The organism is Terrabacter sp. C0L_2, assembly GCF_036352015.1.
Classification (GTDB): Bacteria; Actinomycetota; Actinomycetes; order Actinomycetales; family Dermatophilaceae; genus Terrabacter; species Terrabacter tumescens.
In genome coordinates this window covers 3,063,119-3,081,102 of the sequence record NZ_CP143557.1, presented here as the reverse complement: position 1 = coordinate 3,081,102, position 17,984 = coordinate 3,063,119, and the positions used below count along the sequence as shown (strand labels likewise).

Below are 17,984 nucleotides of genomic sequence, written 5' to 3'. Positions count from 1 at the left end.
AGGAGGTCCTTACCGGCAGCCCCGCCCGTCGAGGTCGTCGTCGACGTCGAGGTCGTCGCCGTCGTCGTCCCGGTCGTCGTCCCGGTCGTCCACGTCGTCCTCGGACTCCGGCGGCATGATCACCGACGGCATCCGGGTGCGCGGAGGGGCGACGGCTTCGTCGCCGAACCAGCGTCGGCGCAGGGGCGCCGTGACCCAGCCCAGCGGGCAGGTGAGCACGTAGCCGTAGGCGAGCGCCATCCCCGTCGCGCCGGGGAAGAGCGCGAGCCCCAGGGCGATGAGGATGCCGAGCGGCACCGTGATCCGCAGGTGCCGCGGCGAGAGGAGGTCACGGAAGGAGCGGAAGCGGAACGAGGAGGCCATGAGCGCGGCCGGCACGACGCCGGCAGCGACCGGGACGAGCGGCGCCCAGTCGTAGAGCGGGTCGCCGATGGCGAGCACGGTGGAGATGACGACGCCCGCCGCGCCGGGGCTCGCGAGGCCGACGAAGTAGCGCTTGTCGGCGAGCGGGTCGATGGTGACGTTGAAGCGGGCGAGCCGGTAGGCCGCGCAGGCCAGCCAGAACATCGCGCCCGCCCACGCCCAGACGGGGTAGGCCGGCAGCGCCCACGTGTAGACGAGGACGGCCGGCGCGATCCCGAAGGAGATGAGGTCGGCGAGCGAGTCGAACTGCAGGCCGAAGGGCGTGATCGCCCCGACCGCGCGAGCCACGGCGCCGTCGCAGATGTCGAGGACGATCGAGATGCCCACGAGGACGGCAGCCGTGCGGAAGTGGCCCTGGAACGACAGCAGCACCGAGGAGAAGCCGCAGAGCATGTTGCCGAGCGTGAAGAGGCTGGGCAGCGTGGCCCGGGCGCGCACGCGCGGGTTGAGCCGGTCGAGGGGGATGACACGGGCTCCGGTCGCCGAGACGAGCCGGATGCGGCGGCTGACGCGGTCGCGCCGGCGGGGACGCTCGTCGGCGGACGCGGACGGGTCGCTGCTCACGTCTGGTCCGCCGCGGGGAACCGACCGAGGACCGTCTCTCCCCCGATGGCGCGCTTGCCCTTGGAGACCTCGAGCTGCACCTCCGGCGGCACGAAGACGTCCATGCGGGAGCCGAACTTCATCAGCCCCATGCGCGCGCCGGTGGGGACCTGGTCGCCCGGCTCGATGCGCGTGACGATGCGGCGCGCGAGCTGGCCCACGAGCTGGCGGTAGACGACGCGCCGCGCGCGCCCGTCGACGACCCGCTCGACGATGATCTCGCTGCGCTCGTTCTTCGTGGCGCTCTCGGCGCGGTAGGCCGCGAGGAACCGTCCGGGGGTGTGGGTGACGTCGATGACACGGCCGCCGTAGGGCGAGCGGTTCATGTGGACGTCGAGCAGCGACAGGAAGATGCTGACCTGCTGCCACTCACCGGGGGGCGCGATGCCCGGCTGCGGCTCCCCCACGTGCATGACGATGCCGTCGGCCGGCGCGAGCACGACGTCGGGGTCCGACACCGGCGTGTGGTCCGGCGTCCGGTCGGGGTCGCGGAAGAAGAGCGTCACCCCTACGGTCAGCAGGCCGAGGGCGGCGGTCGTGCGCGGTCGGCGGGCCAGCGCGGCGATCACCGTCGGCACGGCGGCCATGGCGGTGAAGGGCTTGGCGGCTGGGTCGATCTTCACGGGTGGGGTTCTCCGTCAGGGTCGAGTGGAAGCGGGCGGGCGGAGCGGGGACGGCGGAGGGGTACGCCGGTGGCGACCGAGGTGCGGTGACCGGGGTCGTCGGGTCCGAGCCTAGACTCATGAGCCATGACCGATGCGGTGACACTGTCCGACCTCCACCGCACCTTCGGTCCGGTCGCGGCGCTCGACGGGCTGACGTGGACGGCGCCCGCCGGACGCATCACCGCGGTGCTCGGTCCCAACGGAGCGGGCAAGACGACCGCGATCGAGTGCGCCGTCGGGCTCGGCCGTCCCGACCGCGGCGAGGTCCGCGTCCTCGGCACCGACCCCTGGCAGGCCAGCGCAGACCACAGGGCCCGCGTCGGGGTCATGCTCCAGGCGGGCGGGCTGCCCAACGGCACCAAGCCGCTGCGCCTGCTCCACCACCTGGCCCGGCTCTACGCCGAGCCCGTCGACGTCGACGCGGTGGCACGTCGCCTCGGTGTGGCGGACTTCGCGTCCACGACGGTGCGGCGCCTCTCGGGCGGCCAGAAGCAGCGCCTCGCGCTCGCGGCGTCGCTGCTGGGTCGCCCCGAGGCGCTCTTCCTCGACGAACCCGCGGCGGGCCTCGACCCCCACGGGCGCCTCGACGTGTGGAACCTCGTGGCCGAGCAGCGCGACGCCGGCACCACCGTCATCGTGACGACCCACTCCTTCGAGGAGGCCGAGCGGCTCGCCGACCACCTCGTCATCATGAACGCCGGACGCACCGTCGCGGAGGGTGCGCCCGGTGACGTGACCGGCGGGCGCTCCCTCGAGGACGTCTACTTCAGCCTGACCCGCAAGGGAGCCGCGTGACCACCCCGACCACGCCCCGCACCTCGACCACCTCGCGCGCGGCCACCCCGCGCCGGCGCGTCCTCGCCCAGGCGGCGTTCGAGGTCGGCAGCCTGCTGCGCAACGGCGAACAGCTGCTCGTCTCCCTCGTCCTGCCCGCCATGGCGCTCGTCGGCCTCAGCCTGACGAGCTCGCCGTCGCTCGGTCCGGGCACCCGCATCGACGTCGCGACTCCGGGGGTCATCGGCCTCTGCGTCATCTCCGCAGCCTTCACCGCACAGGCCATCTCGACCGGCTTCGACCGGCGCTACGCGGTACTGCGCTACCTCGGCGTCACGCCGCTGGGGCGCTCCGGTCTCGTGGCCGCCAAGGTGCTCGCCACGCTCGCCGTCGAGGTCGTCCAGGTCGGCGTCATCGCAGCGCTGGGTCTCGTCCTCGGCTGGCGACCGGACGTCTCCGGGATCGCGTATGCCGTGCTCTTCGTCGTCGTCGGCACGTGGGCCTTCGTGGCGCTGGCCCTCCTGCTCGCCGGCACCCTGCGCGCCGAGGCGGTGCTCGCGATCGCCAACCTCGTCTGGGTGCTGCTGCTCGGGCTGGGCGGTGTCATCGTGCCGCGCACCGAGCTTCCCGCCGGCGTGTCGCACGTCGCGGCGTACCTGCCCTCCGCGGGCCTCGCCGACGGGCTCCGGTCGGCGCTCGTCGACGGGCAGCTGAACCTCGCCGCCCTCGGCGTCGTCCTCGCGTGGGGAGTGGTCGCCACGGCCCTCGCGGCGCGGCTCTTCCGTTTCGACGACTGAACGCACGAGACTGGCCGCACCGCACGACATCCGCTGTCCCGAACGGCCTGGAGGCGACGTGTTCGACTACATCTTCGGACTGCCGATGCACGCCCTCGTCATCCACGCGGTCGTCGTGCTCGTGCCTCTTTCCGCCCTGTCCGCGATCGCCTACGTCGTCCGCCCCGGGTGGCGCCGCGTGCTGCGCTGGCCGACGGCCGCCGGAGCGGTCGTCTCCGGCGTCTCGGCGTTCGTCGCCGCCGAGAGCGGTGAGGCGCTGCAGCGTCGGGTGACCCGGGTGCGCGCCGGCTCGTTCGACGTCGAGATGCTGAACAACCACGTCGAGTGGGGCGACCGCGCCAAGCTGCTCTGCCTGCTGTTCATGGCCCTGACCCTCGTGGCCCTCTGGTTCGCCCGGCCCCCCGACGAGGAGTCGCCGCGCGGGCACGCCTTCGACGTGCTCGTCGGCACCCTCGTCGTGCTGTCCGCCGTCGCCGCCGTCGTGACCGTCGTGCTGGCCGGCCACGCCGGGTCGGCCGTCGTCTGGAACGACCTGGCCTGACCGGGCGGGCACCTGCGTGGGCAGCGTCCGGGACCGCCGGAGAACCCCGGACAGCACCGACCGGGCGATTCGGGAGGAGCGCGCCACGCGGCATACCCTTGCGGGGTGTCCTCCACGCCTACCGTGACCGACGTCGACCGCGAGACCGGCACGAGCCGTCTCGCCCGCGTCGCGGGTCGCCTCCCCACCGTCCCGTCGTCCTGGGTGCGGCCGCTCCTGCTGGCCAACCTCGTCGGCGAGGTCGGGATCGTCGTCACCGGCGGCATCGTGCGCCTGACCGGCAGCGGTCTCGGGTGCAGCACCTGGCCGGAGTGCCAGCCGGGCTCGTTCACGCCGGTGCGCACGCCCGAGAGCGCCTACCACGACCTCGTCGAGTTCGGGAACCGCACGCTGACCGGCGTCGTGGGCATCCTCGCCCTCGTCTCGCTCTGGGTGGTCCTGACCCGGTGGCCGCAGCGCCGGCGCCTGCACCTCGTCGCGCTCGGCGTGCTCGCCGGCATCCCGGCGCAGGCCCTCCTCGGCGGCATCACCGTCCTGACGGGGCTCAACCCGTGGACCGTCATGTCGCACTTCCTGCTCTCGATGGTGCTCGTCGCGCTCTCGGCGGCCCTGGTGCGCGGAGCGCAGGACGAGGTCTCCGGTCCCGGCGAGCTCGTCGTCCACCCGCTCGCCCGCACGCTGGCCCTCGGCACGAGCGCGGTCGGCGCGGTCGTGCTCCTGCTCGGCGTCATCGTCACGGGGTCGGGACCCCACTCCGGCGACGCGGACCGGCCTGCGCGCACCGGCTTCGACCCGCGGTTCGTGTCGTGGATGCACGCCGACGCCGTCATGCTCTTCTGCGGGCTCGTCATCGCCACCCTCGTCGCCGTGCGCATCACGGCGCAGACCGACGAGGCCCGCCGCGCGTGGACCATGGTGCTCGTCGTCACCCTCGCGCAGGGCCTCATCGGCTACGTGCAGTACTTCACCAAGCTGCCCGAGCTGCTCGTCCTCGTGCACATGCTCGGTGCCAGCCTGCTCGTCGTCGCCCTGACCTTCGGCGTGCTCTCCACCCGGCGCCACCCGGTCTGACCTCGGGCATCGCCCCGCCCGGACGTCACCGGATCGCAAGGACTTTCGCAGGTCCTGCGGCCGTGTGCTGCCTAGGCTGGAGCGGTGCCCACCGTTCTCGTCGTCGACGACGACCTCACCCTGCGCGAGGTCGTCTCCGGCTACCTCGAGCGCGCCGGACTCGACGTCGTCGAGGCCGAGGACGGCCATGCCGCGCTGGCCGTGGCCCGCGAGCACTCCCCCGACCTCGTCGTGCTGGACCTCACCCTGCCGGGCCTCGACGGGCTCGAGGTCTTCCGCCGCCTGCGCTCCGAGCGCGGGGACCTGCCGGTCGTCATGCTGACGGCCCGGGGCGAGGAGTCCGACCGGGTGCTCGGGCTCGAGATCGGCGCCGACGACTACGTGACCAAGCCCTTCAGCAGCCGCGAGCTCGTGCTGCGCATCCAGTCCATCCTGCGCCGGGCGGCACCTGTAGCGACGTCGGGCAGCACCACGCTCGTCGATGCCGACCTGCGCGTCGACACCCGGCGCCACCAGGCGTGGCTCGGAAGCGACCCCCTGGCCCTGACGAGCCGCGAGTTCGACCTGCTCGCCCACCTCATGAGCCACCCCGGCACGGCCTTCTCGCGGCGGGAGCTGATGGAGCAGGTGTGGGGCTGGGAGTACGGCGACGAGTCCACGGTGACCGTCCACGTGCGTCGCCTGCGCGAGAAGGTCGAGGTCGACCCGGCGCAGCCGGTCCGGCTCCAGACCGTCTGGGGCGTCGGCTACCGCTGGGACGGCGCGACCGCGAACGGACGGCCGTGACCGGGTCGATGGGGATGCTCGTACGTCTGCCGCCGTGGCCGGCCGGCTCCGGCGCGCACACCGGGGAGGGGCCGTGATCACCGAGGCGGCCCTGCTGGCCGCCGTCGCGGCCGTCGCCGTCGGGGCCGTCGGAGCTCTCGTCGTCCGTGCCCTCGCGGCCCGGTCGCTCGTCGCCGCGGCCGTCGTCGCCCCTCTCGTCGTCATCCTCAGCGTCGCCGTCGGAGTGGTCGTCACCGCCCGTGCGATGTTCATCAACGAGCACGACCAGGCCGTGGTCCTCGTCGTCACCGCGACGTCGCTGCCCATCGCCGCCGTCTTCGGCTGGCTCATCGCCCGACGCGTCCAGGAGCTGATGCGCGCGTCCGCGCAGGAGACGGCGCAGCGGGACCGGGACCGACAGGTCGAGCAGAGCCGCCGCGAGCTCGTGGCCTGGGTCTCGCACGACCTGCGCACTCCGCTCGCCGGCATCCGCGCCATGGCCGAGGCCCTCGAGGACGGCCACGCGCCCGCGGACGGCTCCTACCCTGCGCGGATCCGGTCCGAGGCCGACCGGATGTCCGACATGGTCGGCGGTCTGCTCGCCCTCTCGCGGCTGCAGTCCGGCACGCTGCGCCTCGACCGCGCGCCCGTCGACGTGGGCGACCTCGTGTCCGACGCCGTCGCCTCCGCCCGGGTGCTCGCCGAACGCCGCGGAGTGCACGTGACAGGTTCGGCGCCGGCCGCGGCCGTGACGACCTCCGCGGACGTCGGTGAGCTGTCCCGGGCCCTGGCCAACCTCGTGACCAACGCGCTGACCCACACCGACGCCGGTGGCACCGTCGACATCTCGCTCGCCACCGGGCCCGCTCCGGACTGCCATGGCCACAAGGACGACGAGCACGCCCCCGACGTCGTGGGCGTGGCCACCGGCGGGGGTGCCGGCCGCACCGTGCACCCGGACGGCGCCGGTGTCGCTCGCATCGCGGTCTCCGACGGGTGCGGCGGCATCCCCGAGGACGAGCTCGACCGCCTGTTCGAGCCGGGGTGGCGCGGCACCAGCGCCCGCACCCCGGCCGCCGGCGTGGGTGCCGGCCTCGGCCTCGCCGTCGCGCGAGGCATCGCCCGCGCCCACGGCGGCGACGTGACGGTCGCCAACACCGGCCCGGGGTGCCGGTTCGAGCTCACCCTCCCCCTCCTCGATGCCCGGCCCGACCCCCGTCCCTAGGCTGGGGGTCGTGACCGACCAGCCGACCCTGCGAGACGGCGACCTCGAGCTGCGACCGTGGACGCTCGACGACAGCGACGTCACCCGCCCCCTCCACGACGACGAGATCGCCCGCTGGTTCGACGTCCCCGCCGTCACGCCGACAGCTGACGAGCACCTCGACTGGATCCGGCGCACGCACGTCGAGTGGTCCGACCGGAGCAAGGTGACCTTCCTCGTGCAGTGGCGGGGTCAGGCCGTCGGCACCGTGGACGTGCGGGTGCAGCACCAGGGCGTGGGTGTGCTGTCGTGGGCCGTCTACGCGCCCTTCCGCGGTCGCGGCCTCGCATGGCGCGCCGTGCGCCTGCTCGTCGAGTGGGCCTTCGACGAGCTGGGCCTCGAGCGCGTCGAGGCCCACGTCAACCCGGACAACCGCGCCTCGGTGAGCACCGCGCTGCGCGCCGGCCTGCGTCGCGAGGGTCGGCTCCGAGGCAACGCGACGTTGGCCGGCGTGCGACAGGACACGCTCGTGCTCGGGCGACGCCGCGACGACGCCCACCCCGACACCCGGGACGGCTTCACCGCGATGCTCGACTCGACCCTGCCGACCAAGCGCGCGATCGCCCAGGGCGTCCTGCGGTCGGTCTCCGGCCACGTGCTGCTCTGCGAGCTCGTCTACAAACGCGAGTGGGACCTCCCCGGAGGTGTGGTCGACCGCCACGAGTCCCCCGCCGCCTGCGTCGTGCGGGAGGTGCGCGAGGAGCTCGACCTCGTCGTCACCGCGGGGCCGCTGCTCGCAGTCAACTGGCTGCCCGCCCTGCACGGGTGGGGCGACGCCACCGTCTTCGTCTTCGACCTCGGTACCGTCGACACCGACGTGATCGAACGGGCGCACTTGCAGCAGCGCGAGATCCGCGACCTCCACTGGACCCGGCCCGAGGACTGGGACGGGCGGGTCGCCCCCTACAACGTGCGGCTGCTCACCGCCCTGCACGCGCACGACGGAGGCACGATCTACCTCGAGGACGGCACCCCGACCGCCTGAGCGCGCCGGACGGCATACGCCCTCGGTGCCCTCAGGAGAGGAACGGGAGCGGCAGGTGCCAGATCGGGTCGAGCGCCACGCCCACGAAGAGCACCGTGAGGTAGGTGATCGAGAAGTGGAACAGGCGCATCGGCTTGAGGACGTCCTCGGCCGCGCCGGCGCGCGCCTTGGCGAGCAGGCGGTGCGCCTCGGTGAGGAAGAGACCACCCGCGACGACCGCGGCGACGGTGTAGACCCAGCCGACGTGCTGGACCGGGACGAGCGCGAGAGACGTCAGCACCATGGCCCAGGAGTAGGCGACGATCTGGCGCGCGACGACGACGAAACGCTCGACGACCGGCAGCATCGGCACGTGGGCCGTGGCGTAGTCGTCCTTGTAGCGCAGCGACAGCGGCCAGTAGTGCGGCGGCGTCCAGAAGAAGATGACGAGGAAGAGGATGAACGCCGACCAGCTGAGCGAGCCGGTGACGGCGGACCAGCCGATGAGGACCGGCATGCAGCCCGCGGCTCCGCCCCACACGATGTTCTGGGCCGTGCGGCGCTTGAGCAGCAGCGTGTAGCCGAAGACGTAGAAGAGCAGCGCGCCGAGGGCGAGCCACGCGCTCAGCCAGTTGACGAGCAGGCCCAGCCACACCGTCGACACGACCGCGAGGGAGATCCCGAAGACGAGGGCGCCCCTCGGGCTGACCGTGCCGGTCACGAGCGGCCGACGGCTCGTGCGGTGCATGACGGCGTCGATGTCGCGGTCGATGTAGCAGTTGAGGGTGTTGGCGGCGCCGGCGGACAGCGTGCCGCCGACGACCGTTGCCACGACGAGCCAGAGGTCCGGCACGCCCTGCTCGGCGAGGAACATCACGGGGATGGTCGTGATGAGGAGCAGCTCGATGATCCGCGGCTTCATCAGTGAGACGTACTGTCCGACCAGGAACTTCACCCCACTGCCGTCCGGACCGTGCAGCGCCGAGAGGTCGGCGCGGGGGTCCACCGTTGTCACGAAGATCCTCACCGCTGGTACGTCGCTCCGACCCGTGGGGTACGTGAGCATTGCGTCGCAAGTCTAGACCGTCGCCGACGACGGCCGGCACCGCACCGGCAGGGCCGCGTACCGACCCCCGGGCGAGGTGTCGTGCCTCACAACGTGGGGGCTAGGCTCGTGGCCGTACGTGATCAACCCTTGTTGAAGGAGACCCGTTCCGTGCCCACTGCTGCGTCCAGCACCGCCACGAAGGCGAAGAAGCCCACCCGATCCGGCACCACGGCGAAGACGAAGGGCCTGCTGGCACAGCGCGACCCGGGTCTGCCGCGCCCCCTGGCGAAGAAGGCCGGCTGGAGCGACCTCGACGTGCGCGCGGTCGACACGACCCGCCTGCTCGCCGCCGACGCCGTGCAGAAGGTCGGCAACGGCCACCCCGGCACGGCCATGTCGCTGGCCCCGCTCGCCTACCTGCTCTACCAGAACGTCATGACGCACGACCCCTCCGACCCGGCCTGGCTCGGACGCGACCGGTTCGTGCTCTCCTGCGGGCACTCGAGCCTGACGCAGTACATCCAGCTCTACCTCAGCGGCTACGGCCTCTCGCTCGATGACCTCAAGTCGCTGCGCACGTGGGGTTCGCTGACGCCCGGCCACCCCGAGGTTCACCACACCCCCGGCGTCGAGATCACGACCGGCCCCCTCGGCTCGGGCCTCGCGTCCGCCGTCGGCATGGCCATGGCCCAGCGCCGCCAGCGCGGCCTCTTCGACCCGGACGCCAAGCCCGGCACGAGCCCGTTCGACCACCACGTCTACGTCATCGCCTCCGACGGTGACATGCAGGAGGGCGTCTCCCACGAGGCGTGCGCCCTCGCCGGCCACCAGGAGCTCGGCAACCTCACCGTCGTCTACGACGCCAACCAGATCTCCATCGAGGACGACACCGACATCGCCTTCAGCGAGGACGTCGCCGCCCGCTTCGAGGCGTACGGCTGGCACGTCGTCGAGGTCGACTGGCGCCAGGACGCCGACGGTGCGACGTACGTCGAGGACGTCGACGCCCTGCTCGCCGCCATCCGCTCCGGCGACAAGGTGACGAACAAGCCGACCCTCGTCGTGCTGCACACCATCATCGCCTGGCCCGCACCAACGAAGCAGAACACCGGCAAGTCGCACGGCTCGGCCCTCGGCGACGACGAGATCGGCGCGACCAAGGAGCTGCTCGGCTTCGACCCGAAGAAGACCTTCGCCGTCGAGCCCGCCGTCCTCAAGCACGCCCGTGACGTCGTCAAGCGCGGCAAGGCCGCCCACCGCGAGTGGGACAAGGCATACAAGGCCTGGCGCAAGGCCAACCCGGACCGCGCCGACCTGCTCGACCGCATCCTCGCGGGCACGTCCCCCGCCGGCCTCGCCAAGGCCGTGCCCACCTTCCCCGCCGACGCGAAGGGCGTGGCCACGCGCGCGGCGTCCGGCAAGGTCCTCACGGCCCTCGCCGACGTCATGCCCGAGCTGTGGGGTGGCTCGGCCGACCTCGCCGAGTCCAACAACACGACGATGGAGGGGCAGCCCTCCTTCATCCCGAGCGGCAAGCAGACCCGTGAGTGGAAGGGCGGCCCCTTCGGCCGCACGCTGCACTTCGGCATCCGCGAGAACGGGATGGGCATGATCCTCAACGGGATCGCGCTCGAGGGCCTGACCCGCCCCTACGGCGGCACCTTCCTCGTCTTCTCCGACTACATGCGCCCCGCCGTGCGTCTCGCCGCCATCCAGCAGGCACCCGTGACCTACGTCTGGACGCACGACTCCATCGGCCTCGGCGAGGACGGCCCGACGCACCAGCCGATCGAGCACCTCGCGGCCCTGCGCGCCATCCCCGGCCTCGACGTCGTGCGGCCCGCCGACGCCAACGAGACCGCTGCCGCCTGGGTGCAGATCCTGTCCAACACCGACGGCCCGGCGGCACTGTGCCTGACCCGCCAGCCCGTGCCGACGTGGGACCGCAAGCAGTACGGCAAGACCAGCGGCGTCGCCAAGGGCGCCTACGTCCTCGTCGAGGAGTCCCGCGCCGGCGACCCGGACGTCGTCCTCGTCGCCACCGGCTCCGAGGTGCAGCTCGCGGTCCAGGCCGCCGAGAAGCTCGAGAAGTCGCGTATCTCCACCCGCGTCGTGTCGATGCCCTGCCGGGAATGGTTCGAGAAGCAGAGCCGTTCCTACCAGGACAAGGTTCTGCCGCCGGCAGTCCGGGCCCGCGTCAGCGTCGAGGCGGGGATCTCGATGGGCTGGCACGACGTCGTCGGCGACGCCGGACGCATCGTCAGCATCGAGCACTTCGGCGCCTCCGCCGACCAGGCGACGCTCTTCCGCGAGTTCGGCATCACCGCCGAGGCGGTCGTCAAGGCCGCCAAGGACTCGATCAAGGCCGCGAAGGGCTCCGCCACCAAGGCGCCCGGGGTCACCGAGACCAACCCGGCCCGAGCCGTCCAGAGCGCCTCCACCGACGTCATGGGCGCCGACGCGCAGACCGGCAGCGGCAACGCCGCCCGCGCAGCCGCCGCCTCCGCACCGAGCAAGGGGAAGTGACCAGCATGACCAACCCGAACACCCAGGCCCTCTCCGAGGCAGGCGTCTCGATCTGGCTTGACGACCTGTCCCGCGAGCTCATCGAGACCGGCAAGATCTCCGACCTCATCACCGAGCGCAACGTCGTCGGAGTCACCTCCAACCCGTCGATCTTCCAGGCCGCCCTGTCCAAGGGCGAGCGCTACAACGACGACCTGTCCGCGCTGACCAAGGCCGGCAAGGGCGTCGACGAGGTCGTGCACGAGCTCACGACCTCCGACGTGCGCAGCGCCTGTGACCTGTTCCTCCCGCTCTACGAGTCGACCAAGGGCGTCGACGGTCGCGTGTCCATCGAGGTGGACCCGCGTCTCGCGCACGACACCGACAAGACCGTCGAGCAGGCCAAGCAGCTGCACGCCGACATCGACCGGCCCAACGTCCTCATCAAGATCCCCGCCACCAAGGCCGGCCTGCCGGCCATCACGGCGACGATCGCCGAGGGGATCAGCGTCAACGTGACCCTGATCTTCTCCCTCGACCGCTACCGGGCCGTCATGAACGCCTACCTCGAGGGGCTCGAGAAGGCGCACGCCGCCGGTCACGACCTGTCGAAGATCCACTCGGTCGCCTCGTTCTTCGTGTCGCGCGTCGACACCGAGATCGACAAGCGTCTCGACGCCATCGGCACCGACGAGGCCAAGGGGCTCAAGGGCAAGGCCGGCCTCGCCAACGCGCGCCTGGCCTACCAGGCCTTCGAGGAGGTCTTCTCGACCCCGCGCTGGGGCACGCTCGCCGAGGCCGGCGCCAACGTCCAGCGCCCGCTCTGGGCGTCCACCGGCGTCAAGGACCCGGCCTACCCCGACACGATGTACGTCACCGAGCTCGTCGCGGCCGACGTCGTCAACACGATGCCCGGCAAGACGCTCGAGGCGACCGCCGACCACGGCGACATCCACGGCGACACCGTCACCGGCGGCTACGAGCTGGCGAGCAACCTGCTCGACGACCTCGAGCGCGTCGGCGTCTCCTACACCGAGGTGGTCGACCTCCTCGAGACCGAGGGCGTCGACAAGTTCGAGAAGGCCTGGGGCGAGCTGTTGGACGGCGTCACCGCGGAGATGGAGAAGGTGACGGCATGAGCTCGCTGTCCGTCAGCGCATCGGGAGCAGCGGCGGACGCGATCGGGCGGCACGTGCCGACCCTCGTCGACGACGCCGTCGCCAGCCGACTCTTCGCCAAGGACGCCACGCTGTGGGGGCCGGAGGCAGAGTCCGAGTCGCGGATCCGCCTGTCCTGGGTGGGTCTCCCCCGCTCGTCGCGCCCGCTCGTCGGTGAGATCGCCGCCCTGCGCGACTCCTTCGCCGAGGAGGGCCTGACCCACGTCGTGCTCTGCGGCATGGGCGGGTCCTCGCTCGCGCCGGAGGTCATCTGCGCCACGGCCGGCAAGCCGCTCGTCGTGCTCGACTCGTCCGAGCCCGACTACGTCCGTCGCGCCCTCGAGGACGACCTCGAGCACACGGTCGTCGTCGTCTCGAGCAAGTCCGGATCCACCGTCGAGACCGACTCGCAGCGCCGCGCGTACGAGCAGGCGTTCACGGACGCCGGGATCGACCCCGCGTCGCGCATCGTCGTCGTCACGGACCCCGGCAGCCCGCTCGACGAGGAGTCGCGCGCCAAGGGCTACCGCGTCATCAACGCCGACCCCGAGGTCGGTGGGCGCTACTCGGCCCTGACCGCCTTCGGTCTCGTGCCGAGCGGCCTCGCCGGCGTCGACGTCGAGGCCCTCCTCGACGAGGCCGAGTCGGTTGCCGACCTGCTCGCCGCCGACGACGACGCCAACCCGGGTCTGCGTCTCGGCGCCGCCATGGGCGGCACCGAGCCGCTGCGCGACAAGCTCGTGCTCGTCGACGACGGCTCCGGCATCGTCGGGTTCGCCGACTGGGCCGAGCAGCTCATCGCCGAGTCCACCGGCAAGAACGGCACCGGCGTCCTGCCGGTCGTCGCCGGCAGCGACGAGGACCCCGAGGTGGCCCGGCCCGCGGCCGACACCACAGTGGCCCGCCTCGTGGCCGTCGACGACGAGTCCTCCCCCGCCGCGGACGCCGCGTCGGAGGTACGCGTCAGCGGCGCCCTGGGCGCCCAGCTGCTCCTGTGGGAGGTGGCGACCGCCGTCGCGGGCCGCCTGCTCGACATCAACCCGTTCGACCAGCCCGACGTCGAGAGCGCCAAGAAGGCGGCTCGCGCCCTGCTCGACCAGGGCACCGGCGCGACCTCAGAGGCGGCCGCCACCGATGGCGCCGTCGAGATCCGCACGCTCGGCGGCCCCGCCGACTGGCTCGGTGACGCGACCACGGTGTCCGGCGCCGTAGACGCGCTCCTCGCGCAGCTCGACCCGGAGCACGGCTACGTCGCCGTGATGGCCTACCTCGACCGGCTCGCCGACGTCGACCTGGCACAGTGCCGCGTGGCGCTCGCCCGGCGGACCGGACGTCCGACGACGTTCGGCTGGGGCCCGCGCTTCCTGCACTCGACGGGGCAGTTCCACAAGGGTGGCCCCGCCGTCGGCGTCTACGTCCAGGTGACCACCGCCCCCAAGGAGGACCTCTCCATCCCCGGGCGCGAGTTCACCTTCGGTGACTTCATCGCCTCCCAGGCCGGCGGTGACGCCGCGGTCCTCGCCGACCACGGGCGTCCCGTGCTCCAGCTGCACCTGACCGACCACGACGCAGGTCTCGCGCAGCTGCGCGAGGCGCTGCTGGCAGGGGGGACTGCATGAGTCCGGCGCGCATCTCGCACGGGCACAACCCGCTCCGCACGGCCGAGGACAAGCGCATCCCGCGCATCGCGGGACCCTGCGGCCTCGTGCTGTTCGGGGTGACGGGCGACCTCGCCCGCAAGAAGCTCATGCCGGCGATCTACGACCTCGCCAACCGTGGCCTGCTGCCGCCGGGCTTCTCGCTCGTCGGCTTCGCCCGTCGTGACTGGGCGGCGCAGGACTTCGGCCAGGTCGTGCACGACGCCGTCAAGCAGCACGCCCGCACGCCCTTCAGCGAGGACGTGTGGCGCAACCTCTCCGAGGGCTTCCGCTTCGTGCCTGGCACCTTCGACGACCCCGCCGCGTTCGACCTGCTCGCCAAGACCGTGGCCGAGCTCGACCAGGACCGCGGGACCGGCGGCAACCACGCCTTCTACCTCTCGATCCCCCCGGGCTTCTTCGCCACCGTGTGCGAGCAGCTCGAGCGGTGCGGCCTGACCAAGGCCGAGGGCGACAGCTGGCGCCGCGTCATCATCGAGAAGCCCTTCGGCCACGACCTCAAGAGCGCCCAGGAGCTCAACGAGATCGTCGAGGGCGTCTTCCCGCCCGACTCGGTCTTCCGCATCGACCACTACCTGGGCAAGGAGACGGTCCAGAACCTCCTGGCGCTCCGCTTCGCCAACCAGCTCTTCGAGCCGGTGTGGAACGCCAACTACGTCGACCACGTGCAGATCACCATGGCCGAGGACATCGGCATCGCAGGTCGCGCGGGCTACTACGACGGCATCGGCGCGGCACGCGACGTCATCCAGAACCACCTGCTGCAGCTGCTCGCCCTGACGGCGATGGAGGAGCCGGTCTCCTTCGACGCCAAGGACCTTCGCGCCGAGAAGGAGAAGGTGCTCTCGGCCGTCCGCCTCCCCGCGGACCTCGACAAGGGCGCTGCACGCGGGCAGTACGCCGGTGGCTGGCAGGGCGCCGAGGAGGTCGTCGGCTACCTCGAGGAGGACGGCGTCGACCCCAAGTCGGTCACCGAGACCTTCGCCGCCGTGACGCTCGAGGTCGACACCCGCCGGTGGGCGGGCGTCCCCTTCTACCTGCGCACGGGCAAGCGCCTCGGCAAGCGCGTCACCGAGATCGCGGTCGTCTTCAAGAAGGCCCCGCACCTGCCGTTCGAGCACACCGCGACGGAGGAGCTCGGGCAGAACGCCATCGTCATCCGCGTCCAGCCCGACGAGGGCATCACCCTGCGCTTCGGCTCCAAGGTGCCGGGCGCGCAGATGGAGGTCCGCGACGTGACGATGGACTTCGGCTACGGCTCGTCGTTCACCGAGGCCTCGCCCGAGGCGTACGAACGCCTCATCCTCGACGTGCTGCTCGGCGACCCGCCGCTCTTCCCGCGCCACGAGGAGGTCGAGTCGTCCTGGCGGATCCTCGACCCGCTCATGAAGCACTGGGCCAAGTCCGGCAAGCCGGAGCCCTACACGGCCGGCACGTGGGGTCCCCCCTCGGCCGACCGCATGCTCGAACGCGACGGACGTACGTGGAGGATGCCGTGATCCGGGACCTGACCGACACCACGACGACGGGGATCAGCAAGACACTGGTGCGCCTGCGCAACGAGGTCGGCGCGCTGGCGCTCGGGCGGGTGCTGACCCTCGTGGTCGTCGTCGAGGACACCGATGCCGGCAACGCCATCGAGGTCGCCAACCAGGCGAGCCGGCAGCACCCCTGCCGCATCATCGTCGTCATCGCCGGCGACCGCCGCGGCAAGAACCGCCTCGACGCGCAGATCCGCCTCGGCGGTGACGCCGGCGCGAGCGAGATCGTCGTGCTGCGGCTCTACGGCACCCTGGCCAACCACGGCCCGAGCGTCGTCGTCCCGCTCCTGCTGCCGGACTCCCCCATCGTGGCCTGGTGGCCCGGCGAGGCTCCGGCCGACGTGGCCAAGGACCCCATCGGGGCCATGGCCCAGCGCCGCATCACCGACGTCGCCGAGCACCGCAACCCGCGCCTCATGCTGAAGAAGCGGGCTGCCACCTACGCCCCCGGCGACACCGACCTCGCGTGGACCCGCATCACCCGCTGGCGTGGGCTGCTGGCCGCCGCGCTCGACCAGCCGCCCTACGAGCCGATCACCGGTGCCGTCGTCAGCGGCGCCCCCGACTCCCCGTCGTCCGACCTGCTGGCGGCGTGGCTCTCGCGACGCCTGCACGTGCCGGTGCACCGGGTGTCGACGCCGCGTGGCTCGGGCATCGGCTCGGTGCGCCTCGAGCGCAAGAGCGGCCCGATCGACCTCGTGCGCCCGGGCGACGTCGTCGCGACGCTGTCGCAGACGGGTCAGCCGGACCGCCGGATCAGTCTGCCCCGGCGCGAGCTCCCGGAGTGCCTCGCGGACGAGCTGCGCCGCCTCGACCCCGACGATGCCTACGAGGACGCGCTGCTGCACGGCCTCGGGGCCCTGCAGCCGGTGCGCCTCACCGCGGCCGCCGCGGCCAAGGCCGGCAAGGCTCCCGACCCGGCGGAGTCGCGGCGCCTCGCCGCACGCCTGGGCCGGGACGAGTCGGCCCAGGAGGCCAGCGCCATGATCACGGCGCCCCCGGCCCCCGAGCACGCAGAGATCGAGGACGTGCACGCGGCCACGGCCCGCAAGCTCGCCGGCAAGCGCACGCCGCGCGAGAAGCAGGCCGCCAAGGACCGCAAGAAGTCGGCCCCGTCGAGCTCGTCGTCCTCGTCGGGTGGCGGGGCCACGACCGCGGCGAAGAGCACGACGGCGAAGGCCACGGCGAAGAAGTCCACCGCACGGGCCGCGTCGAAGGCGACGACGAAGAGCGCGGCGAAGCGCGCCACGGCGAAGAAGTCCACCGCCAAGAAGGCCGCGACCACGGCCACCGCGCGGAAGGCCACGGCGAAGAAGGCCACGACGCGCGTCACGGCCGGGACCCGCAAGGCCACGGCGAAGAAGGCCGCCACGAAGCAGGCTGCCACGAAGCAGACCGGGAGCGCGTCGTCGTGACGGCCGCCCCCCGGGTCGTGGTGCACCCGAGCAAGCAGATCCTGGCCGATGCCGCGGCGGCGCGCCTCGTCGGGGCGATCGTCGACGCCCAGGCCGAGCGCGGGGTGGCGCACGTCGCCCTGACCGGTGGGTCGATGGGCTCGGCGATCATCGCGTCCCTCGCCGCCGTCCCGGGTCGGCTCGCCATCGACCCCATGCGGCTGCACCTCTGGTGGGGCGACGAGCGCTACCTCCCGGCTGGTGACGCCGACCGCAACGACACCCAGAACGACGAGGCCGGCCTGGCCTCCTTCGGGATCCCGGCCGAGCACGTGCACCGTGTCGCGGGCCCCGACGCCTCCGAGTCGCCCGAGGCGAGCGCGCTCGCCTACGGCGAGGCCATCCGGAAGCACGGCCAGGGCTCGTGGGACGTCGTGCTGTTCGGTGTCGGCCCGGACGGGCACGTCGCCTCGCTCTTCCCGCACCACCCCGCTCAGCGCATCACCGATGCGATCGCCGTGGCGGTGCACGACTCGCCCAAGCCGCCACCCGACCGGGTGAGCCTGACGTTCGAGTGCTTCGAGCGCAGTCACCAGGTGTGGTTCCTCGTCTCCGGCGCCGACAAGGCCGAGGCCGTCGCCGCAGCCCTTGCACCCGGAACCGACCGCTGGGACGTCCCGGCGGCCGGTCCGCGTGGCAGCGACGCGACCCTGTGGCTCGTCGACGCCGACGCCGCCTCGGGCATCGCCTGAGGGCACTGCTCCACCCAACCGGCCGGACGGCATACGCCATCGGCCGCAGGGCATGACGAAGG

The 17,984-nt window shown here is 72.5% G+C and carries 16 protein-coding genes; 13 read left to right on the top strand and 3 right to left on the bottom strand.

Features of this window, described 5'->3' with window-relative positions:
• Positions 1 to 9: 9 nt before the first annotated feature.
• Both U5C87_RS14050 and U5C87_RS14045 read right to left on the bottom strand, forming a co-directional pair.
• Positions 10 to 987: a CDP-alcohol phosphatidyltransferase family protein gene (locus tag U5C87_RS14050; RefSeq protein ID WP_330473160.1), complete on the bottom strand. Its 978-nt coding sequence runs from the start codon at positions 985 to 987 to the stop codon at positions 10 to 12.
• The gene (locus U5C87_RS14045) at positions 984 to 1,649 is read right to left on the bottom strand and encodes a phosphatidylserine decarboxylase (RefSeq protein ID WP_330473159.1); all 666 of its coding nucleotides are present in this window, start codon (positions 1,647 to 1,649) and stop codon (positions 984 to 986) included. The genes U5C87_RS14050 and U5C87_RS14045 overlap by 4 nt, the downstream gene beginning before the upstream one ends.
• Before the next feature lie 126 nt (positions 1,650 to 1,775).
• On the opposite strand from U5C87_RS14045, the gene U5C87_RS14040 reads away from it, so the two are divergent.
• From U5C87_RS14040 to U5C87_RS14010, 7 genes are all read left to right on the top strand, one after another.
• Positions 1,776 to 2,486, top strand: coding sequence for an ABC transporter ATP-binding protein (locus U5C87_RS14040; protein WP_330473158.1), 711 nt, complete (start codon positions 1,776 to 1,778; stop codon positions 2,484 to 2,486).
• On the top strand, positions 2,483 to 3,262 hold the full coding sequence (locus tag U5C87_RS14035) for an ABC transporter permease (protein ID WP_330473157.1): 780 nt from the start codon (positions 2,483 to 2,485) through the stop codon (positions 3,260 to 3,262). The genes U5C87_RS14040 and U5C87_RS14035 overlap by 4 nt, the downstream gene beginning before the upstream one ends.
• 58 nt (positions 3,263 to 3,320) lie before the next feature.
• On the top strand, positions 3,321 to 3,803 hold the full coding sequence (locus U5C87_RS14030; protein ID WP_330473156.1) for a DUF2231 domain-containing protein: 483 nt from the start codon (positions 3,321 to 3,323) through the stop codon (positions 3,801 to 3,803).
• A gap of 105 nt (positions 3,804 to 3,908) precedes the next feature.
• Positions 3,909 to 4,874, top strand: a complete 966-nt coding sequence (locus tag U5C87_RS14025; RefSeq protein WP_330473155.1) for a COX15/CtaA family protein — start codon at positions 3,909 to 3,911, stop codon at positions 4,872 to 4,874.
• 84 nt (positions 4,875 to 4,958) lie between these two features.
• On the top strand, positions 4,959 to 5,660 hold the full coding sequence (locus tag U5C87_RS14020) for a response regulator transcription factor (protein ID WP_330473154.1): 702 nt from the start codon (positions 4,959 to 4,961) through the stop codon (positions 5,658 to 5,660).
• 73 nt (positions 5,661 to 5,733) lie between these two features.
• A complete protein-coding gene (locus U5C87_RS14015; RefSeq protein WP_330473153.1) occupies positions 5,734 to 6,864 on the top strand; it encodes a sensor histidine kinase in 1,131 nt (376 codons plus the stop codon).
• 10 nt (positions 6,865 to 6,874) lie between these two features.
• Complete coding sequence (locus U5C87_RS14010; protein ID WP_330473152.1) at positions 6,875 to 7,888, top strand: NUDIX hydrolase; 1,014 nt, start codon at positions 6,875 to 6,877, stop codon at positions 7,886 to 7,888.
• A gap of 31 nt (positions 7,889 to 7,919) precedes the next feature.
• Here the strand turns inward: U5C87_RS14010 and U5C87_RS14005 are convergent, their stop codons facing one another.
• A complete protein-coding gene (locus U5C87_RS14005; RefSeq protein ID WP_443082133.1) occupies positions 7,920 to 8,894 on the bottom strand; it encodes a heme o synthase in 975 nt (324 codons plus the stop codon).
• A 189-nt stretch (positions 8,895 to 9,083) separates the two neighbouring features.
• On the opposite strand from U5C87_RS14005, the gene tkt reads away from it, so the two are divergent.
• Genes tkt through pgl form a run of 6 tightly spaced genes read left to right on the top strand, consistent with a single transcriptional unit; the run spans position 9,084 to position 17,922 of the window.
• Positions 9,084 to 11,441 (top strand): transketolase, encoded by a 2,358-nt coding sequence (tkt, locus tag U5C87_RS14000; protein WP_330473151.1) that lies wholly within the window; start codon positions 9,084 to 9,086, stop codon positions 11,439 to 11,441.
• A gap of 5 nt (positions 11,442 to 11,446) precedes the next feature.
• Positions 11,447 to 12,559: a transaldolase gene (gene tal, locus U5C87_RS13995; protein ID WP_330473150.1), complete on the top strand. Its 1,113-nt coding sequence runs from the start codon at positions 11,447 to 11,449 to the stop codon at positions 12,557 to 12,559.
• A complete protein-coding gene (locus U5C87_RS13990) occupies positions 12,556 to 14,196 on the top strand; it encodes a glucose-6-phosphate isomerase (RefSeq protein ID WP_330473149.1) in 1,641 nt (546 codons plus the stop codon). Before tal ends, U5C87_RS13990 begins: the two co-directional genes overlap by 4 nt.
• Positions 14,193 to 15,734, top strand: coding sequence for a glucose-6-phosphate dehydrogenase (zwf, locus tag U5C87_RS13985; protein ID WP_330473148.1), 1,542 nt, complete (start codon positions 14,193 to 14,195; stop codon positions 15,732 to 15,734). The genes U5C87_RS13990 and zwf overlap by 4 nt, the downstream gene beginning before the upstream one ends.
• The gene (locus U5C87_RS13980; protein ID WP_330473147.1) at positions 15,731 to 17,191 is read left to right on the top strand and encodes a glucose-6-phosphate dehydrogenase assembly protein OpcA; all 1,461 of its coding nucleotides are present in this window, start codon (positions 15,731 to 15,733) and stop codon (positions 17,189 to 17,191) included. Before zwf ends, U5C87_RS13980 begins: the two co-directional genes overlap by 4 nt.
• Positions 17,188 to 17,922, top strand: a complete 735-nt coding sequence (pgl, locus tag U5C87_RS13975; RefSeq protein WP_330473146.1) for a 6-phosphogluconolactonase — start codon at positions 17,188 to 17,190, stop codon at positions 17,920 to 17,922. The genes U5C87_RS13980 and pgl overlap by 4 nt, the downstream gene beginning before the upstream one ends.
• Positions 17,923 to 17,984: the final 62 nt, after the last annotated feature.